We start from the raw sequence: 14,478 nt of genomic DNA, 5'->3' as shown, positions 1-14,478 counted from the left end.
CATGTTCAACAAAATTCTGATTGCCAACCGGGGTGAGATCGCCTGCCGCGTCATGGAAACGGCCCAGTCCCTGGGCGTGTCCTGCGTTGCTGTTTATTCCGATGCGGATGCAGCCGCAAAACATGTTCAGATGGCGGATGAGGCGGTTCATATTGGCGGCCCCGCCCCGGCGGACAGCTATTTGAAGGGTGATGTGATCATTCAGGCCGCGCTGAACACCGGCGCACAGGCGATCCATCCGGGGTATGGCTTTCTGTCCGAGAACCCCGATTTCGTGGATGCCGTACAGGCGGCGGGGCTGACGTTCATCGGCCCCTCGGCTGATGCGATCCGCAAGATGGGCCTCAAGGACGCGGCCAAGGTTCTGATGGAGAAGGCCGGCGTTCCGGTCGTGCCAGGTTATCACGGCGACAATCAGGACCCCGAGCATCTGGCAGGTGCAGCGGATGCCATCGGCTATCCGGTTCTGATCAAAGCCGTTGCGGGCGGCGGCGGCAAGGGGATGCGCCTTGTCGAACGCCCCGAGGATTTCGCGACCGCGCTCGACAGCGCGCGGGGTGAGGCCCGGACCGCCTTTGGCAATGATGCCGTGCTGGTCGAAAAATTCGTGGCCAAACCTCGCCATATCGAAGTGCAGGTGTTCGGCGATGGTACCCATGCAGTTCATCTGTTTGAAAGGGACTGCTCGTTGCAGCGCCGCCATCAGAAGGTGATCGAAGAAGCCCCCGCCCCGGGCATGACGTCTGAAATGCGCGAGGCTATGGGGCAGGCCGGCGTGCGCGCCGCCGAGGCGATCGGCTATAAAGGCGCGGGCACGGTCGAATTCATCGTCGATGCCTCGGACGGGCTGCGCCCCGACAGATTCTGGTTCATGGAAATGAACACGCGCCTTCAGGTGGAGCACCCGGTGACAGAGGCCATCACGGGGATCGATCTGGTCGAGTGGCAGCTTCGCGTGGCCGCAGGCGAGAACCTTCCCAAGAAACAGGATGATCTTGCGATCTCTGGCCATGCCTTCGAGGCCCGTCTTTATGCCGAGGATGTGCCGAAAGGGTTCCTGCCCGCGACGGGAACGCTGACTCATCTAGTTTTCCCCGGCAACTGTCGCGCCGATAGCGGCGTTCGCGTCGGGGACACGATCAGCCCGTGGTATGACCCGATGGTCGCCAAGGTGGTGGTGCATGGATCGACGCGTGCCATTGCACTTGAGACGTTGAACCGGGTGCTGCAACAGACCGAAGTTGCGGGTACTGTTACCAATCTGGCCTTTCTGGGCGCGTTGACGCGTCACGAAGGATTTGCCTCGGGCGATGTCGATACGGGGCTGATCGGGCGAGACCTTGAAACGTTGGTGCAGGAACCCGAGCCGTCGGATGTTACCGCGGTCGCGGCTGCGATGACGGCATTGGATCTGGTGGATGTCGATCCGGAAACCGGGTTTTCGCTGTGGGCGCCGCTGCATCGCGCCGTACAATTGTCCCGTCGCGACGACGTGCTGGATCTGGACGTGCAGGTCGATGGGCCGGATCGCCAGATTTGGCAGATTGGCGAAAACCGTGTCGTTGCGGAACGCACCGCCGGGCGCTGGATGTTGAACGGCACGCCGATGCCTCGCGTTGCCGCACATAACGGGACCCTGACGGTTTTCACCGATTACGGTCAGAGCTTCGACGTCATCGATCCGCTGGACCGGGATACCAGCGCGACCGGCGACACCAATGTGATCGAGGCGCCTATGCCCGGTCTGGTCAAAGCCGTCTTTGCCACAGCGGGACAAACCGTACAGAAAGGCGATCGTCTGGCCATTTTGGAAGCGATGAAGATGGAGCATTCGCTGCTTGCGGCGCGGGACGGGATCGTTGCCGAAGTGCTGGTCGAGGATGGTTCGCAGGTCGAAGCCGGGGCTGCTCTGGTGAGGTTGGAGGACGAAGCTTGATCTGTACCCGCGCAACGCGGCGTGCCAAGGTCAGACAATAATTGCTTGAAACGACGACAATCCAGAAGGGGGGCGGACATGGGTGAGCTGGTCGAAGTCTATGAGGTCGGGCCGCGCGACGGGCTGCAAAACGAAAAGCGCGAAATACCGGTCGCGGACAAGATCGCCTTGATCGACTGTCTCAGCCGTGCGGGGTTTCGCCGGATCGAAGTTGCAAGCTTCGTGTCCCCGAAATGGGTGCCGCAGATGGCGGGTTCCGCTCAGGTACTGGGGGGGATTACGCGTGCGAGTGGGGTGCGCTATGCCGCGCTGACGCCGAACATGCATGGCTATGGCGACGCGCTGGCGGCCAAGGCGGACGAGATCGCCGTGTTCGCCTCGGCCTCCGAAGGATTCTCGAAGGCCAATATCAATGCCTCCATCGCCGAGTCGATCGAGCGGTTCACGCCGATTCTGGAGGCGGCGCGCCATATCGACCTGCCGGTTCGTGGCTATGTCTCATGCGTGACGGATTGCCCGTATGACGGTCCGACGCCGCCCGAAAAAGTGGCTGAGGTTGCTGATCGGCTTTTCGCGCTGGGCTGTTACGAGGTTTCGCTGGGCGACACGATTGGGCAGGGAACTCCGGACAAGGTTGCACATATGCTTTTGGCAGTGCGCGAGAGGGTTCCGGTGACGCGGCTGGCGGGGCATTTCCATGACACCAACGGGCGCGCGATCGACAACATCGATGCGGCATTGGCGCTGGGCGTGCGGGTGTTCGATGCAGCCGTGGGTGGGTTGGGCGGTTGCCCTTACGCCCCGGGTGCGGCCGGTAACGTGGCCACCGAGGAAGTTGCGGCGCATTTGCAGCGGCTGGGGTATGAAACTGGCCTGGATATCGACGTCATTGAAAAGGCCGCGCAGATGGCCAGGGCTTTGAGGGGCTGACATGTTTGAAACGATCACGATCTCGACGGATATGCGTGGTGTCGCGACGCTTACCCTGAACCGGCCTGAAAAACACAATGCCATGTCGGGGCAGATGATCACGGAATTGACCGAGGCGGCATCGCAACTTGGTCAGGATGACGCGGTCCGGGCGGTCGTTCTGGCCGCGGCGGGCAAGACGTTTTGTGCCGGTGGTGATCTGGTATGGATGCAGGACCAGATGGCGGCTGACAAAAAGACGCGTTTTGTCGAGGCGCGCAAGCTGGCCGAGATGTTGCAGGCTCTGAACACAATGCCAAAGCCTCTGATCGGGGCGTTGCAGGGCAATGCCTTTGGGGGCGGGGTGGGCATGGCGGCCGTGTGTGATGTCGCGATCGGGGTCGACAGTCTGAAGATGGGGCTGACCGAAACGCGCCTGGGGCTGATCCCCGCAACAATTGGCCCCTATGTCATCGCCCGTATGGGCGAAGCCCGCGCGCGCCGGGTGTTCATGTCAGCTCGTTTGTTCGATGCGTCCGAGGCCGTTGATCTGGGCCTGCTGGCGAAAACTGTTTCGGCAGATCGGCTTTCGGACGCGGTTGAGGACGAAATTCGCCCCTATTTGTCTTGCGCGCCCGGGGCGGTTGCCTCTGCCAAGGCGCTGGTACGCGCTCTGGGTCCGCGCATCGACGATGCCGTGATCGATCAGACCATAGGCGAGTTGGTCGAGCGCTGGGAAACACAAGAGGCACGCGAAGGGATCGCGGCGTTTTTTGAAAAACGAAAACCTGCATGGAATAAGTAGGTTTTACTAGGTTCCGCCAAGCCAAAGTCAAACGCCGGTGCTGCGATTCTATGCCGCGCTGTCAAACGCAGGTTTGATCGCGAAGGGGGCTGTGTTCGGTTGACCCTCTGACCCCGCAGAGATAGAGAATGTCCAGTCAACACGCCAATTGACGGCGCACCCGACAAGACATGTGCGCAGGAAAGGAGCTATTCGTGGAAGACCTGCTGCGGGAGTACCTCCCGATTCTGGTGTTTCTGGCCGTTGCCGTGGGCCTTGGGATCGTCTTGATTCTGGCCGCCGTAGTACTGGCCGTCCGCAATCCCGACCCCGAAAAGGTCAGCGCATATGAATGTGGTTTCAATGCCTTCGACGACGCGCGGATGAAATTCGACGTCCGATTCTATCTGGTCTCGATTCTGTTCATCATCTTCGATCTGGAAATTGCTTTCCTGTTTCCCTGGGCCGTGGGCTTCAGAGACATCAGCGATGTCGGGTTCTGGTCCATGATGGTGTTCCTGGGCGTTCTGACCATCGGCTTTGCCTATGAATGGAAGAAAGGGGCGCTGGAATGGGAGTGATGACAGGTGCCAACACTGCCGGTGTGGACAAGGAAGTCGCCACTCAGGCCCTGAACGCCGAGTTGCAGGACAAAGGTTTTCTGCTGACCTCGACCGAAGACATCATCAACTGGGCGCGTACTGGCTCGCTGCATTGGATGACCTTTGGTCTGGCCTGCTGCGCGGTCGAGATGATGCACACCTCGATGCCACGTTATGACGCGGAACGGTTTGGTATCGCGCCCCGGGCGTCGCCACGTCAGTCTGATGTGATGATCGTGGCCGGTACGCTGACCAACAAGATGGCGCCCGCGCTGCGCAAGGTCTATGACCAGATGCCCGAGCCGCGCTATGTGATCTCGATGGGCTCCTGCGCGAATGGCGGGGGGTATTACCACTATTCCTATTCCGTCGTGCGTGGCTGTGACCGGGTTGTTCCGGTGGACATCTACGTGCCCGGCTGCCCTCCGACTGCTGAGGCATTGCTTTACGGTCTGATGCAGCTGCAGCGCAAAATCCGCCGCACGGGAACGATTGTGCGATGAGTGATCCGGTTGTCAGGCGCTGGGAGGCTGTGGTTGCCCGAGACGATGTTGCCGAGTGGGTCGGTACTTTTCGGACACGTGCGCTCCCCGGCATGCGCGCCGTGGATGGGTTTGAAAGCGTGTCCTTCCTCGTCCGGCGCGATCAGGATCCCTGCCAAGTCATGGTACTGACCAAATGGCGTGACATGGCCGCTGTTGCGAATTATGCGGGCGAGAACGTCGCAAAGACGGTTATGCCCGACTTTATGGCGAAGTTTTTCAAATCTTACGACGCAGAAGCTACGTTCTATGACGAAGTTTTGCAGGAGGGCCGCAATGAGTGAAGCACTCAAAGAACTCGGCGCACAGCTGGAGCTGAAACGGTCTGATTGTGTTCTGTCGTGGGATGTGACCCATGGCGAACTGAACGTGGACGTGGCACCGTCGAATCTCGTGGAATTCATTGAGTTCCTGAAATCTGATCGCAGCTGCCAGTTTTCGACCCTTGTGGACATCACTGGCGTGGATTACCCCGAGCGCGCCAAACGGTTCGACGTGGTGTACCATTTCCTGTCGATGTACCAGAACCAGCGTATCCGGCTGCGGGTCTCGATCCGTGAAGACGACATGGTGCCGTCGATCGTTGACGTGCACCCCTCGGCCAATTGGTTCGAGCGTGAGGTGTTCGACATGTTCGGCATCCTGTTCTCGGGCCATCCGGACCTGCGGCGCATCCTGACCGACTATGGGTTCCGTGGTTACCCACTGCGCAAGGATTTCCCGACCACCGGCTATACCGAAGTGCGCTATGACGAGGCGCAAAAGCGCGTGGTCTACGAGCCGGTCAGCCTGGTGCAGGAATACCGTCAGTTTGATTTCATGTCCCCGTGGGAGGGTGCGAACTACATTCTGCCGGGGGATGAAAAACAGGAGACTGAATAATGGGTGGCATCTGGTGGCTGATCCTGTCTGCGCTGACCATCATTCCGATGGTGAAGATATTGCCGTTCTTCGGGATCAACAAATACTGGTGCCTGCTGTGTCTGGTTCCCTTTGGCACGATCGCCTTGCTGTGGTGGGTCGGGCTGAAACTGCAAGAGTTGGAGCGCCGCTGAGATGATGGGTGAGTTGATCATTCTGGGCGCGTTGGGGGTTCTTCTGGCCGGGGCCGCAGTCAAAGCGGCCGAGGCGGAAAAGGTTCGGGTTCGGGCCGATGCGAAAAAGAAACGAGGGCGTTGATGGACGGCTCAAGATACGATGACGGCAGCACGGACGCGCTGAGCGGAGAACAGAAGATCCGCAATTTCAACATTAACTTCGGCCCGCAACACCCTGCGGCGCACGGGGTTCTGCGCCTTGTGCTGGAACTCGACGGTGAGATCGTCGAACGGTGCGACCCGCATATCGGCCTGCTGCACCGCGGCACCGAAAAGCTGATGGAAAGCCGGACCTATCTGCAAAACCTGCCGTATTTCGATCGTCTGGATTACGTGGCGCCGATGAACCAGGAACATGCCTGGTGTCTGGCCATCGAAAAGCTGACCGGGGTTGAAGTGCCGCGTCGGGGTTCGCTGATCCGGGTTCTGTATTCCGAGATCGGCCGCATCCTGAACCACCTGCTGAACGTGACCACGCAGGCTATGGATGTGGGCGCGCTGACCCCGCCGCTCTGGGGTTTTGAAGAGCGTGAAAAGCTGATGGTGTTCTACGAGCGTGCCTGCGGCGCCCGTCTGCACGCGGCCTATTTCCGTCCCGGTGGTGTGCATCAGGACCTGCCGCCGGAACTGCTGGACGATATCGAGGCCTGGAGCCACGAATTCCCCGCCGTTTTGGACGACATTGACGGTCTGCTGACCGAAAACCGCATCTTCAAACAGCGCAACGCCGATATTGGTGTCGTGACCGAAGATGACATTCAGAAATACGGTTTCTCGGGCGTGATGGTGCGCGGATCCGGGCTGGCATGGGATTTGCGCCGCGCGCAGCCCTATGAATGCTATGACGAGTTTGAATTCCAAATCCCCGTCGGCAAAAACGGCGACTGCTATGACCGCTATCTTGTCCGCATGGAAGAGATGCGCCAGTCGCTGTCGATCATCCAGCAGGCCATCGTCAAAATCCGCGACTGCCCCGGCGACGTTCTGGCGCGCGGCAAGATCACCCCGCCGAAACGCTCGGACATGAAGACCTCCATGGAAAGCCTGATCCACCACTTCAAGCTGTATACCGAAGGCTTCCACGTTCCCGCAGGCGAGGTCTATGCCGCGGTCGAAGCCCCCAAGGGCGAGTTCGGCGTCTATCTGGTCGCCGACGGCACCAACAAGCCCTACCGCGCCAAGCTGCGCGCGCCCGGTTTCCTGCACCTGCAAGCCATGGACCACGTCGCCAAAGGCCACCAGCTGGCCGACGTCGCCGCCATCATCGGCACCATGGATGTCGTATTTGGAGAGATTGACCGCTAATGCTCCGCCGTCTTCATCCCGAACAACCCGAAAGCTTTGCCTTCACCGCTGCCAACCAGCAATGGGCCGAAGCGCAGATCACCAAATACCCCGAAGGCCGCCAGGCCAGCGCGGTCATTCCGCTGCTGTGGCGCGCGCAAGAACAGGAGGGCTGGCTGAGCCGCCCGGCGATTGAATCCATCGCCGACATGCTGGGCATGGCCTATATCCGCGTGCTCGAGGTGGCGTCCTTCTACTTCATGTTCCAGCTGCAACCGGTTGGATCTGTGGCGCATATTCAGGTGTGCGGAACGACATCCTGCATGATCTGCGGGGCCGAAGATCTGATCGCGGTCTGCAAGGAAAAGATCGCCGCGAAACCGCATGAACTTTCTGCCGATGGCAAGCTGAGCTGGGAAGAGGTCGAATGCCTCGGTTCCTGCACCAACGCGCCAATGGCGCAGATCGGCAAGGATTACTACGAGGATCTGACCGCCGAGAGCTTTGGCAAGATCCTCGACGATCTGGTGGCGGGCAAGGTGCCGACGCCCGGTCCTCAGAACGGGCGTTACGCGGCCGAGCCGTTGAAAGGACTTTCCAGCCTGTCCGAATATGAAGCTGGCAAGCCGAAATACAACGCAAGTGTTGAGCTGGCGACAGAGCTTGGGGACACGGTCAAGCGTATCGACGGAACCGAAGTTCCGATACTGACACCGTGGCTTGGCAAGGATGGCAAAGCCGAAGCTTCCGGTTCCGCTCCTCAACCGCCGAAAAAGCCGGAGCCCGGCAAGACGGCGGCACAACAGAGTGGAACCAAAAAATCGACCCATACCGAACCGGCATCTCCCGAGGGCGCTGCAGCAAAGTCGGATAGCCCGGAAGTTCAGGAGACCCAGCCTAACACTCTAACCGCGGCACGTGACGGCAAGGCGGATGACCTTAAATTGTTGAAAGGCGTCGGCCCCAAGCTGGAAGAAACGCTGAACCAGCTTGGTTTCTATCACTACGACCAGATAGCGGCCTGGACGCCCGAACATGTGGCCTGGGTCGATGCGCGTTTGAAATTCAAAGGCCGGATCGAACGCGATGGCTGGATCGAGCAGGCGGCCAAGCTTGCTGCGGGTGAGGAAACCGAATTCGCCAAACGTGCCAAATCCGAGGGCACATACGAAGACTAGACGGATGCCCGTTCCGGGCTTCGGGGGAAGATGGACAAGGACAAGGAACAAGCCATAGCCCGCAAGGGCCGACATATCGGGGTGGTCATCGCCGTGACCATGCTGATCTGGCTTGCGATGAACCTGTTCATTGGCCCCGCGCTGGGTTTGACAACCCGGCATGCGCTGCTGTTTGATTTCGCCGCTCTGGCGGGTTTCATCTATGCGGGTGTCAACATTTTTCAACTCTGGCGCATGCGTCAGGACAGCTGAAGGTAACACGCGATGCTGAAGGATCAGGACCGGATCTTTACCAACATCTACGGGATGCATGAACGCACGCTGAAAGGTGCGCAGGCTCGCGGGCATTGGGACGGCACTGCTGGCCTGATTGAAAAAGGGCGCGACTGGATCATCCAGACGATGAAGGATTCCGGGCTGCGCGGACGCGGCGGTGCGGGTTTCCCGACTGGTCTCAAATGGTCGTTCATGCCCAAGGAAAGCGACGGGCGCCCGTCCTATCTGGTGGTCAACGCGGACGAATCCGAACCCGGCACCTGCAAAGACCGCGAGATCATGCGCCATGATCCGCATACGCTGATCGAGGGCTGCCTGATCGCGTCTTTCGCCATGAACGCTCACACCTGCTACATCTATCTGCGTGGTGAGTACATCCGCGAACGCGAGGCGTTGCAGGCCGCGATCGACGAGGCCTATGACGCGGGTCTTCTGGGCAAGAATGCCGCCGGCTCGGGCTGGGATTTCGACCTGTTTCTACACCACGGGGCAGGCGCCTATATCTGTGGCGAGGAAACCGCGCTGATTGAAAGCCTCGAAGGTAAAAAGGGCATGCCGCGGATGAAGCCGCCGTTCCCCGCAGGTGCGGGCTTGTATGGCTGCCCGACGACCGTGAACAACGTCGAATCCATCGCTGTCGTGCCTACGATTCTGCGTCGTGGGGCGGATTGGTTCGCAGGTTTCGGCCGCCAGAACAACGCGGGCACCAAGCTGTTTGCAATCTCGGGTCACGTCAACAACCCCTGCGTGGTCGAAGAGGCGATGTCGATTTCCTTCGAGGAGCTGATCGAGACCCATTGCGGCGGCATTCGCGGCGGCTGGGACAATCTGCTGGCCGTGATCCCCGGTGGATCCTCCGTTCCGTGTGTGCGCGGTGAGAACATGCGCGACGCGATCATGGATTTCGATTATCTGCGCAACGATCTGGGCTCGGGGCTTGGAACGGCGGCGGTGATCGTGATGGACAAGTCCACCGACATCATTAAGGCGATCTGGCGCTTGTCGAAATTCTACAAACACGAAAGCTGCGGCCAGTGCACGCCCTGCCGCGAAGGCACCGGCTGGATGATGCGGGTCATGGACCGCTTGGTGCGCGGCGAGGCCGAGCTGGAAGAGATCGACATGCTGTTTGATGTGACCAAACAGGTGGAAGGTCACACGATCTGCGCCCTTGGCGATGCGGCCGCCTGGCCGATCCAGGGCCTGATCCGGAATTTCCGCGAAGAAATCGAAGATCGCATCAAGGCTCAGAAATCGGGCCGTATGGGTGCGATGGCGGCGGAGTGATCGGGATGGACATGTTTGCAGAATACAGCCACGCGATTTCATCGGTTGTGCTTTTCACGCTGGTGGTTCTGTTCCTGGCCCCGTTTTCAGCACTGGCCAAGCAGGGCAAGGGCCTCGCGCCGGGGGCAACCCCTGAGCAGGACTATTCCGACCAGGCCTATCGACTGAACCGGGCCTATCTGAACGGAACGGAAACGCTTCCGGCGTTTGTGGCTGTTGTGACCGCGGCGGTATTGCTGGGCGCCAGCCCGTTCTGGGTCAATCTGCTGGCGTCTGTCGCTTTGGTCGCGCGGTTGGTGATGCTGGTGGTGCACATCAAAGGCATAGGCAAACCGAACAGTGGCCTTCGGTCCGTGCTGTATGTATTGGGCTGGGCCTGCATGTTTGTGATTGGGCTTATGGCATTGGTGGCGGCGTTGTGATGACGTCCCGGCAGATGAGAACACGAAGAGGGATAGTATGAAGGCCCGAAAAACCCTTGTAGTCCTGCTGGCACTGGCAAGCGTGTCCGCCTGCGGCATCATCAAGCCGTCGGAAGATCGTATTCTGTTCGATGGAAAGGCGTTCAAGGCAAAGGCGAAGGCGGTCGACAAGAAAGCATCGCCAACGGACTTTACCGTTGTGGTAAAGGGTGCGTCCGCATCGCTGGACGGCGCGCGTGAGGCCGGCCGACACGAAGGAACCAAGTTTTGCGTGCAGAATTTCGGGTCTTCGCGGATCGACTGGAAAGTGGGGCCGGACACTGAACCGCAGAACCTGCGCATCAGTGATGATCAATTGACCTTTGCGGGAAAATGCCAACGGCCATGACGCGCGGTTTTGCATATCACGACACGGATTGCCGGCCGCTATTGCCTAGCAAGACCGGACCGGTTCGTTTTGGTGCGTCCAAAACGAAGGGAAGATCCATGTCTTTTGCCAAAACACTCACCCTGGCTGTCTTGATCACATTGCCTGCCGTCGCAAATGCGAAGCCGCCCTTGAGGGATGTCAAAGAGATCGACGACGAACTCTATTACATCGCCATCGCAAATGAAATTTCGGAATATTGCCCCTCGATCAGCGGGCGTCGATTGAAAGCGATCAGTGTGATGTGGGGGCTGCGGTCCAAGGCGAACAAGCTGGGGTATTCGGATACCGAAATCCGCTCTTACGTCGAATCGGATGCTGAAAAGGACCGGATGCGCGCCAAGGGCGAGGCGTATCTGGCTTCGAATGGCGTGACCTATGACAACCCCAACACATTCTGCACTCTGGGGCAGAAGGAAATCCAAAGAAACAGCGCCATTGGCGTTTATTTGAGGGCGAATTGAAAGCCATGTCTGACCTCCGCAAGATCAATATCGACGGACAGGAAATCGAAGTCGATGGCGCGATGACCCTGATCCAGGCTTGTGAACAAGCCGGGGTCGAAGTGCCGCGCTTTTGTTATCACGAGCGTCTGTCGATTGCTGGCAATTGCCGGATGTGCCTGGTCGAGGTCGTCGGCGGGCCGCCGAAACCTGCGGCCTCCTGCGCGATGCAGGTGCGTGACCTGCGTCCGGGGCCTGAAGGGCAACCCCCGGAGGTCAAGACGAACTCGCCCATGGTCAAAAAGGCCCGCGAAGGCGTGATGGAGTTCCTGCTGATCAACCACCCTCTGGATTGCCCGATCTGCGATCAGGGTGGTGAATGCGACCTTCAGGATCAGGCGATGGCTTATGGCATGTCCGGATCCCGTTTCAAGGAAGCAAAGCGGGCAGTCGATGACCTGGATCTTGGCCCGCTTGTGGGCACGGCGATGACCCGCTGCATCAGCTGCACACGCTGCGTGCGCTTCACCACCGAAGTTGCCGGGATAACTCAGATGGGTCAGACCGGTCGCGGTGAGGATGCCGAGATCACCTCGTATCTCAACCAGACGCTGGATTCGAATTTGCAGGGCAACATCATCGATCTGTGCCCGGTTGGGGCGCTGACTTCCAAGCCCTACGCCTTTACCGCGCGTCCGTGGGAATTGACCAAAACCGAAAGCATCGATGTGATGGATGCGTTGGGATCGAACATACGCGTCGATACCAAAGGCCGTGAAGTCATGCGTTTCCTGCCGCGCAACCATGACGGCGTGAACGAGGAATGGATCAGCGACAAGACACGTTTCGTCTGGGATGGCCTGCGCCGTCAGCGTTTGGACAAGCCCTATGTCCGTGAAAATGGCAAGCTGCGCCCGGCCTCATGGTCCGAGGCGCTTACCAGGGCAGCAGAGGCGCTGAAGGGCGCCGAGAAACCTGCCGGTATCGTGGGCGATCTGGCTCCGGTCGAGGCGGCGTTTGCGCTGAAACAGATGATCGAAGGGCAGGGTGGTGTTGTCGAATGCCGTACCGATGGCGCAAAGCTTCCGGCGGGCAATCGCGGCGCTTACGCTGGTACCTCCGCGATTGAAGACATCGACACCACGGAACGCATCCTGCTGATCGGAACCAACCCACGTGACGAAGCGCCTGTCCTGAACGCGCGCATTCGCAAGGCGTGGGCGCATGGGGCCGAAGTCGCTTTGGTCGGTCCTGCGGTGGATCTGACATATGAGTATCACCATGTTGGCGATGATCGAACAGCGCTGCAAAAAGTTGTCGACATGGGCGGAGATGATGAGATCAAGGGCAAACGTTCGTTGGTCATCATCGGGCAGGGCGCTTTGCAGGAAGCGGACGGCGCCGCCGTGCTGGCTGCTGCGCAAGCCATCGCGGCCAATACGGAAAGTGGTCTGATCGTTTTGCACACTGCGGCGTCGCGCGTCGGTGCGATGGATGTGGGTGCCACGAACGAAGGCGGAATGGACGCGATCAGCGCCGCCGACGTGATCTACAACCTTGGTGCGGATGAGGTCGAGATCGGCGAAGGCGCCTTTGTGATCTATCAGGGCAGCCATGGTGACCGGGGCGCACACCGCGCCGATGTGATACTGCCAGGCGCGGCCTATACCGAGGAAAACGGCGTGTTCGTAAACACCGAAGGTCGTCCTCAGCTGGCGATGCGGGCCGGTTTTGCGCCGGGTGAGGCGAAGGAGAACTGGGCCATCCTGCGCGCCTTGTCGGCCGAACTGGGCGCAACACTGCCCTTCGACTCTCTGGCACAGTTGCGCACGGCCTTGATCGAGGCGGTTCCGCATCTGGCCCGCATCGACGAAGTGATCGAGAACGAAGTGAAAGCTCTCGACGCCGGTGCTCTGGGCAACGCAACTTTCCGCTATGCGATCAAGGATTTCTACCTGACCAACCCGATCGCACGGGCGTCACAGCTGATGGCCGAGTTGTCGGCACAGGCGCAGGCCCGCAAATCCGAGAAGATCGCGGCGGAATGACCCAGACCTGTTTCATATCGCAGGCAAAAGCGGCTGCCGGGTGGCAGTTCGCCGCGCCAGATTTGCATGTGAAACCGAATATTAAGGGTGGCGCAATGGCGGCAGATGCTGTTTACACCAACGCGCCGACCCAGCCGCAATTTGCGCAGGCTTCTGGCCTTTGCATCGCGCGCGGAAAACGGAATACCCACGGTGTGAGGACCAATGGCTGAATTCTTTAACACCCCAGGCGGAATAGCCATCATCATTCTGGCGCAAGTGCTTGCCGTTGTTGCCTTTGTGATGATTTCACTGTTGTTCCTTGTTTACGGGGACCGCAAGATCTGGGCTGCTGTCCAGATGCGCCGCGGCCCCAACGTGGTGGGCGTCTATGGCCTGCTGCAATCGGTGGCGGATGCCCTGAAATATGTGGTGAAAGAGGTCGTCATTCCTGCGGGCGCCGACCGGACGGTCTTTATCCTCGCACCGCTGACATCCTTCGTTCTGGCCATGATCGCCTGGGCGGTGATCCCGTTCAACGATGGATGGGTTCTGTCGGATATCAACGTGGCCATCCTCTATGTATTCGCCGTGTCCTCGCTCGAGGTTTATGGCGTGATCATGGGCGGTTGGGCGTCGAACTCAAAGTACCCGTTCCTGGGCTCGCTGCGCTCGGCCGCGCAGATGATTTCCTACGAGGTTTCGATCGGCCTGATCATCATCGGTGTGATCATCTCGACCGGCTCGATGAATTTTGGTGACATCGTGCGTGCTCAGGACGGCTCGTTCGGGTTCTTCAGCTGGTACTGGCTGCCGCATTTCCCGATGGTGTTCCTGTTCTTCATCTCGGCCCTGGCCGAAACCAACCGCCCGCCCTTCGACCTGCCCGAGGCGGAATCTGAACTGGTCGCCGGTTATCAGGTCGAATACTCGGCCACGCCTTTCCTGCTGTTCATGGCAGGCGAATACATCGCGATCTTCCTGATGTGCGCGCTGACCTCTCTGCTGTTCTTCGGCGGCTGGCTTTCGCCGATCCCGGGCCTGCCCGATGGCGTGCTGTGGATGGTCGCCAAGATGGCGTTCTTCTTCTTCATCTTCGCGATGGTCAAGGCGATCACGCCCCGCTACCGCTATGACCAGCTGATGCGGCTGGGTTGGAAAGTGTTCCTGCCATTCTCGCTGGCTTGGGTGGTTTTCGTGGCCTTCGCGGCGAAATTCGACTGGTTCTGGGGCGCATTTGCCCGTTGGAGCGTAGGAGGCTGAT

General features: G+C 59.6%; 18 protein-coding genes. All 18 read left to right on the top strand.

The window, feature by feature from the left end:
- The first annotated feature begins 1 nt into the window (after position 1).
- Positions 2-1,936 carry an acetyl/propionyl/methylcrotonyl-CoA carboxylase subunit alpha gene (locus GS620_RS11370; RefSeq protein ID WP_171615919.1) on the top strand — a complete coding sequence of 645 codons (1,935 nt, stop codon included), beginning with the start codon at positions 2-4 and terminating at the stop codon, positions 1,934-1,936.
- A gap of 78 nt (positions 1,937-2,014) precedes the next feature.
- Positions 2,015-2,866, top strand: coding sequence for a hydroxymethylglutaryl-CoA lyase (locus GS620_RS11365; protein WP_171615917.1), 852 nt, complete (start codon positions 2,015-2,017; stop codon positions 2,864-2,866).
- 1 nt (position 2,867) lies between these two features.
- Positions 2,868-3,650: a crotonase/enoyl-CoA hydratase family protein gene (locus GS620_RS11360; RefSeq protein ID WP_171615915.1), complete on the top strand. Its 783-nt coding sequence runs from the start codon at positions 2,868-2,870 to the stop codon at positions 3,648-3,650.
- Between the two features lie 194 nt (positions 3,651-3,844).
- Complete coding sequence (locus GS620_RS11355; protein WP_068335558.1) at positions 3,845-4,210, top strand: NADH-quinone oxidoreductase subunit A; 366 nt, start codon at positions 3,845-3,847, stop codon at positions 4,208-4,210.
- Entirely contained in the window at positions 4,201-4,734 is a 534-nt protein-coding gene (locus tag GS620_RS11350) for an NADH-quinone oxidoreductase subunit B family protein (RefSeq protein WP_010442777.1), read from the top strand. Before GS620_RS11355 ends, GS620_RS11350 begins: the two co-directional genes overlap by 10 nt.
- On the top strand, positions 4,731-5,057 hold the full coding sequence (locus tag GS620_RS11345; RefSeq protein WP_171115030.1) for an antibiotic biosynthesis monooxygenase: 327 nt from the start codon (positions 4,731-4,733) through the stop codon (positions 5,055-5,057). Before GS620_RS11350 ends, GS620_RS11345 begins: the two co-directional genes overlap by 4 nt.
- Entirely contained in the window at positions 5,050-5,655 is a 606-nt protein-coding gene (locus GS620_RS11340) for an NADH-quinone oxidoreductase subunit C (RefSeq protein WP_171115033.1), read from the top strand. Before GS620_RS11345 ends, GS620_RS11340 begins: the two co-directional genes overlap by 8 nt.
- Entirely contained in the window at positions 5,655-5,828 is a 174-nt protein-coding gene (locus GS620_RS11335) for a hypothetical protein (protein ID WP_010442775.1), read from the top strand. Before GS620_RS11340 ends, GS620_RS11335 begins: the two co-directional genes overlap by 1 nt.
- Before the next feature lies 1 nt (position 5,829).
- Positions 5,830-5,952: a hypothetical protein gene (locus GS620_RS22210; protein ID WP_256369214.1), complete on the top strand. Its 123-nt coding sequence runs from the start codon at positions 5,830-5,832 to the stop codon at positions 5,950-5,952.
- Entirely contained in the window at positions 5,952-7,175 is a 1,224-nt protein-coding gene (locus tag GS620_RS11330) for an NADH-quinone oxidoreductase subunit D (protein ID WP_171167312.1), read from the top strand. Before GS620_RS22210 ends, GS620_RS11330 begins: the two co-directional genes overlap by 1 nt.
- Positions 7,175-8,332 (top strand): NADH-quinone oxidoreductase subunit E, encoded by a 1,158-nt coding sequence (locus tag GS620_RS11325; protein WP_171329744.1) that lies wholly within the window; start codon positions 7,175-7,177, stop codon positions 8,330-8,332. Before GS620_RS11330 ends, GS620_RS11325 begins: the two co-directional genes overlap by 1 nt.
- A 30-nt stretch (positions 8,333-8,362) precedes the next feature.
- Entirely contained in the window at positions 8,363-8,584 is a 222-nt protein-coding gene (locus GS620_RS11320) for a DUF5337 domain-containing protein (protein ID WP_171115038.1), read from the top strand.
- Positions 8,585-8,596: 12 nt separating this feature from the next.
- A complete protein-coding gene (gene nuoF / locus GS620_RS11315; protein ID WP_152458587.1) occupies positions 8,597-9,895 on the top strand; it encodes an NADH-quinone oxidoreductase subunit NuoF in 1,299 nt (432 codons plus the stop codon).
- Positions 9,896-9,900: 5 nt separating this feature from the next.
- Positions 9,901-10,317, top strand: coding sequence for an MAPEG family protein (locus GS620_RS11310; RefSeq protein WP_171329746.1), 417 nt, complete (start codon positions 9,901-9,903; stop codon positions 10,315-10,317).
- Between the two features lie 37 nt (positions 10,318-10,354).
- Complete coding sequence (locus tag GS620_RS11305; protein WP_171167317.1) at positions 10,355-10,705, top strand: hypothetical protein; 351 nt, start codon at positions 10,355-10,357, stop codon at positions 10,703-10,705.
- Between the two features lie 98 nt (positions 10,706-10,803).
- On the top strand, positions 10,804-11,208 hold the full coding sequence (locus GS620_RS11300) for a DUF5333 domain-containing protein (RefSeq protein WP_171167319.1): 405 nt from the start codon (positions 10,804-10,806) through the stop codon (positions 11,206-11,208).
- Between the two features lie 5 nt (positions 11,209-11,213).
- The gene (nuoG, locus tag GS620_RS11295; RefSeq protein ID WP_171615913.1) at positions 11,214-13,235 is read left to right on the top strand and encodes an NADH-quinone oxidoreductase subunit NuoG; all 2,022 of its coding nucleotides are present in this window, start codon (positions 11,214-11,216) and stop codon (positions 13,233-13,235) included.
- Between the two features lie 204 nt (positions 13,236-13,439).
- Entirely contained in the window at positions 13,440-14,477 is a 1,038-nt protein-coding gene (gene nuoH, locus GS620_RS11290; protein ID WP_152458581.1) for an NADH-quinone oxidoreductase subunit NuoH, read from the top strand.
- Position 14,478 lies beyond the last annotated feature (1 nt).

Origin of the sequence: Ruegeria sp. HKCCD6428 (genome assembly GCF_013110595.1) — a bacterium.
GTDB lineage: Bacteria > Pseudomonadota > Alphaproteobacteria > Rhodobacterales > Rhodobacteraceae > Ruegeria.
The sequence above is the reverse complement of the archived record's forward strand: the minus strand, read 5'-3'. Positions and strand labels throughout refer to the sequence as shown.

Bases quoted from the DNA above. Each gene is read 5' to 3' on its own strand.
- GS620_RS11365 (WP_171615917.1), top strand. From the start codon at position 2,015: ATGGGTGAGCTGGTCGAAGTCTATGAGGTCGGGCCGCGCGACGGGCTG.
- GS620_RS11330 (WP_171167312.1), top strand. From the start codon at position 5,952: ATGGACGGCTCAAGATACGATGACGGCAGCACGGACGCGCTGAGCGGA.
- GS620_RS11360 (WP_171615915.1), top strand. From the start codon at position 2,868: ATGTTTGAAACGATCACGATCTCGACGGATATGCGTGGTGTCGCGACG.
- GS620_RS11300 (WP_171167319.1), top strand. From the start codon at position 10,804: ATGTCTTTTGCCAAAACACTCACCCTGGCTGTCTTGATCACATTGCCT.
- GS620_RS11320 (WP_171115038.1), top strand. From the start codon at position 8,363: ATGGACAAGGACAAGGAACAAGCCATAGCCCGCAAGGGCCGACATATC.
- GS620_RS11335 (WP_010442775.1), top strand. From the start codon at position 5,655: ATGGGTGGCATCTGGTGGCTGATCCTGTCTGCGCTGACCATCATTCCG.
- nuoF (WP_152458587.1), top strand. From the start codon at position 8,597: ATGCTGAAGGATCAGGACCGGATCTTTACCAACATCTACGGGATGCAT.
- GS620_RS11310 (WP_171329746.1), top strand. From the start codon at position 9,901: ATGGACATGTTTGCAGAATACAGCCACGCGATTTCATCGGTTGTGCTT.
- nuoG (WP_171615913.1), top strand. From the start codon at position 11,214: ATGTCTGACCTCCGCAAGATCAATATCGACGGACAGGAAATCGAAGTC.
- GS620_RS11340 (WP_171115033.1), top strand. From the start codon at position 5,050: ATGAGTGAAGCACTCAAAGAACTCGGCGCACAGCTGGAGCTGAAACGG.
- nuoH (WP_152458581.1), top strand. From the start codon at position 13,440: ATGGCTGAATTCTTTAACACCCCAGGCGGAATAGCCATCATCATTCTG.
- GS620_RS11370 (WP_171615919.1), top strand. From the start codon at position 2: ATGTTCAACAAAATTCTGATTGCCAACCGGGGTGAGATCGCCTGCCGC.
- GS620_RS11350 (WP_010442777.1), top strand. From the start codon at position 4,201: ATGGGAGTGATGACAGGTGCCAACACTGCCGGTGTGGACAAGGAAGTC.
- GS620_RS11305 (WP_171167317.1), top strand. From the start codon at position 10,355: ATGAAGGCCCGAAAAACCCTTGTAGTCCTGCTGGCACTGGCAAGCGTG.
- GS620_RS22210 (WP_256369214.1), top strand. From the start codon at position 5,830: ATGATGGGTGAGTTGATCATTCTGGGCGCGTTGGGGGTTCTTCTGGCC.
- GS620_RS11325 (WP_171329744.1), top strand. From the start codon at position 7,175: ATGCTCCGCCGTCTTCATCCCGAACAACCCGAAAGCTTTGCCTTCACC.
- GS620_RS11345 (WP_171115030.1), top strand. From the start codon at position 4,731: ATGAGTGATCCGGTTGTCAGGCGCTGGGAGGCTGTGGTTGCCCGAGAC.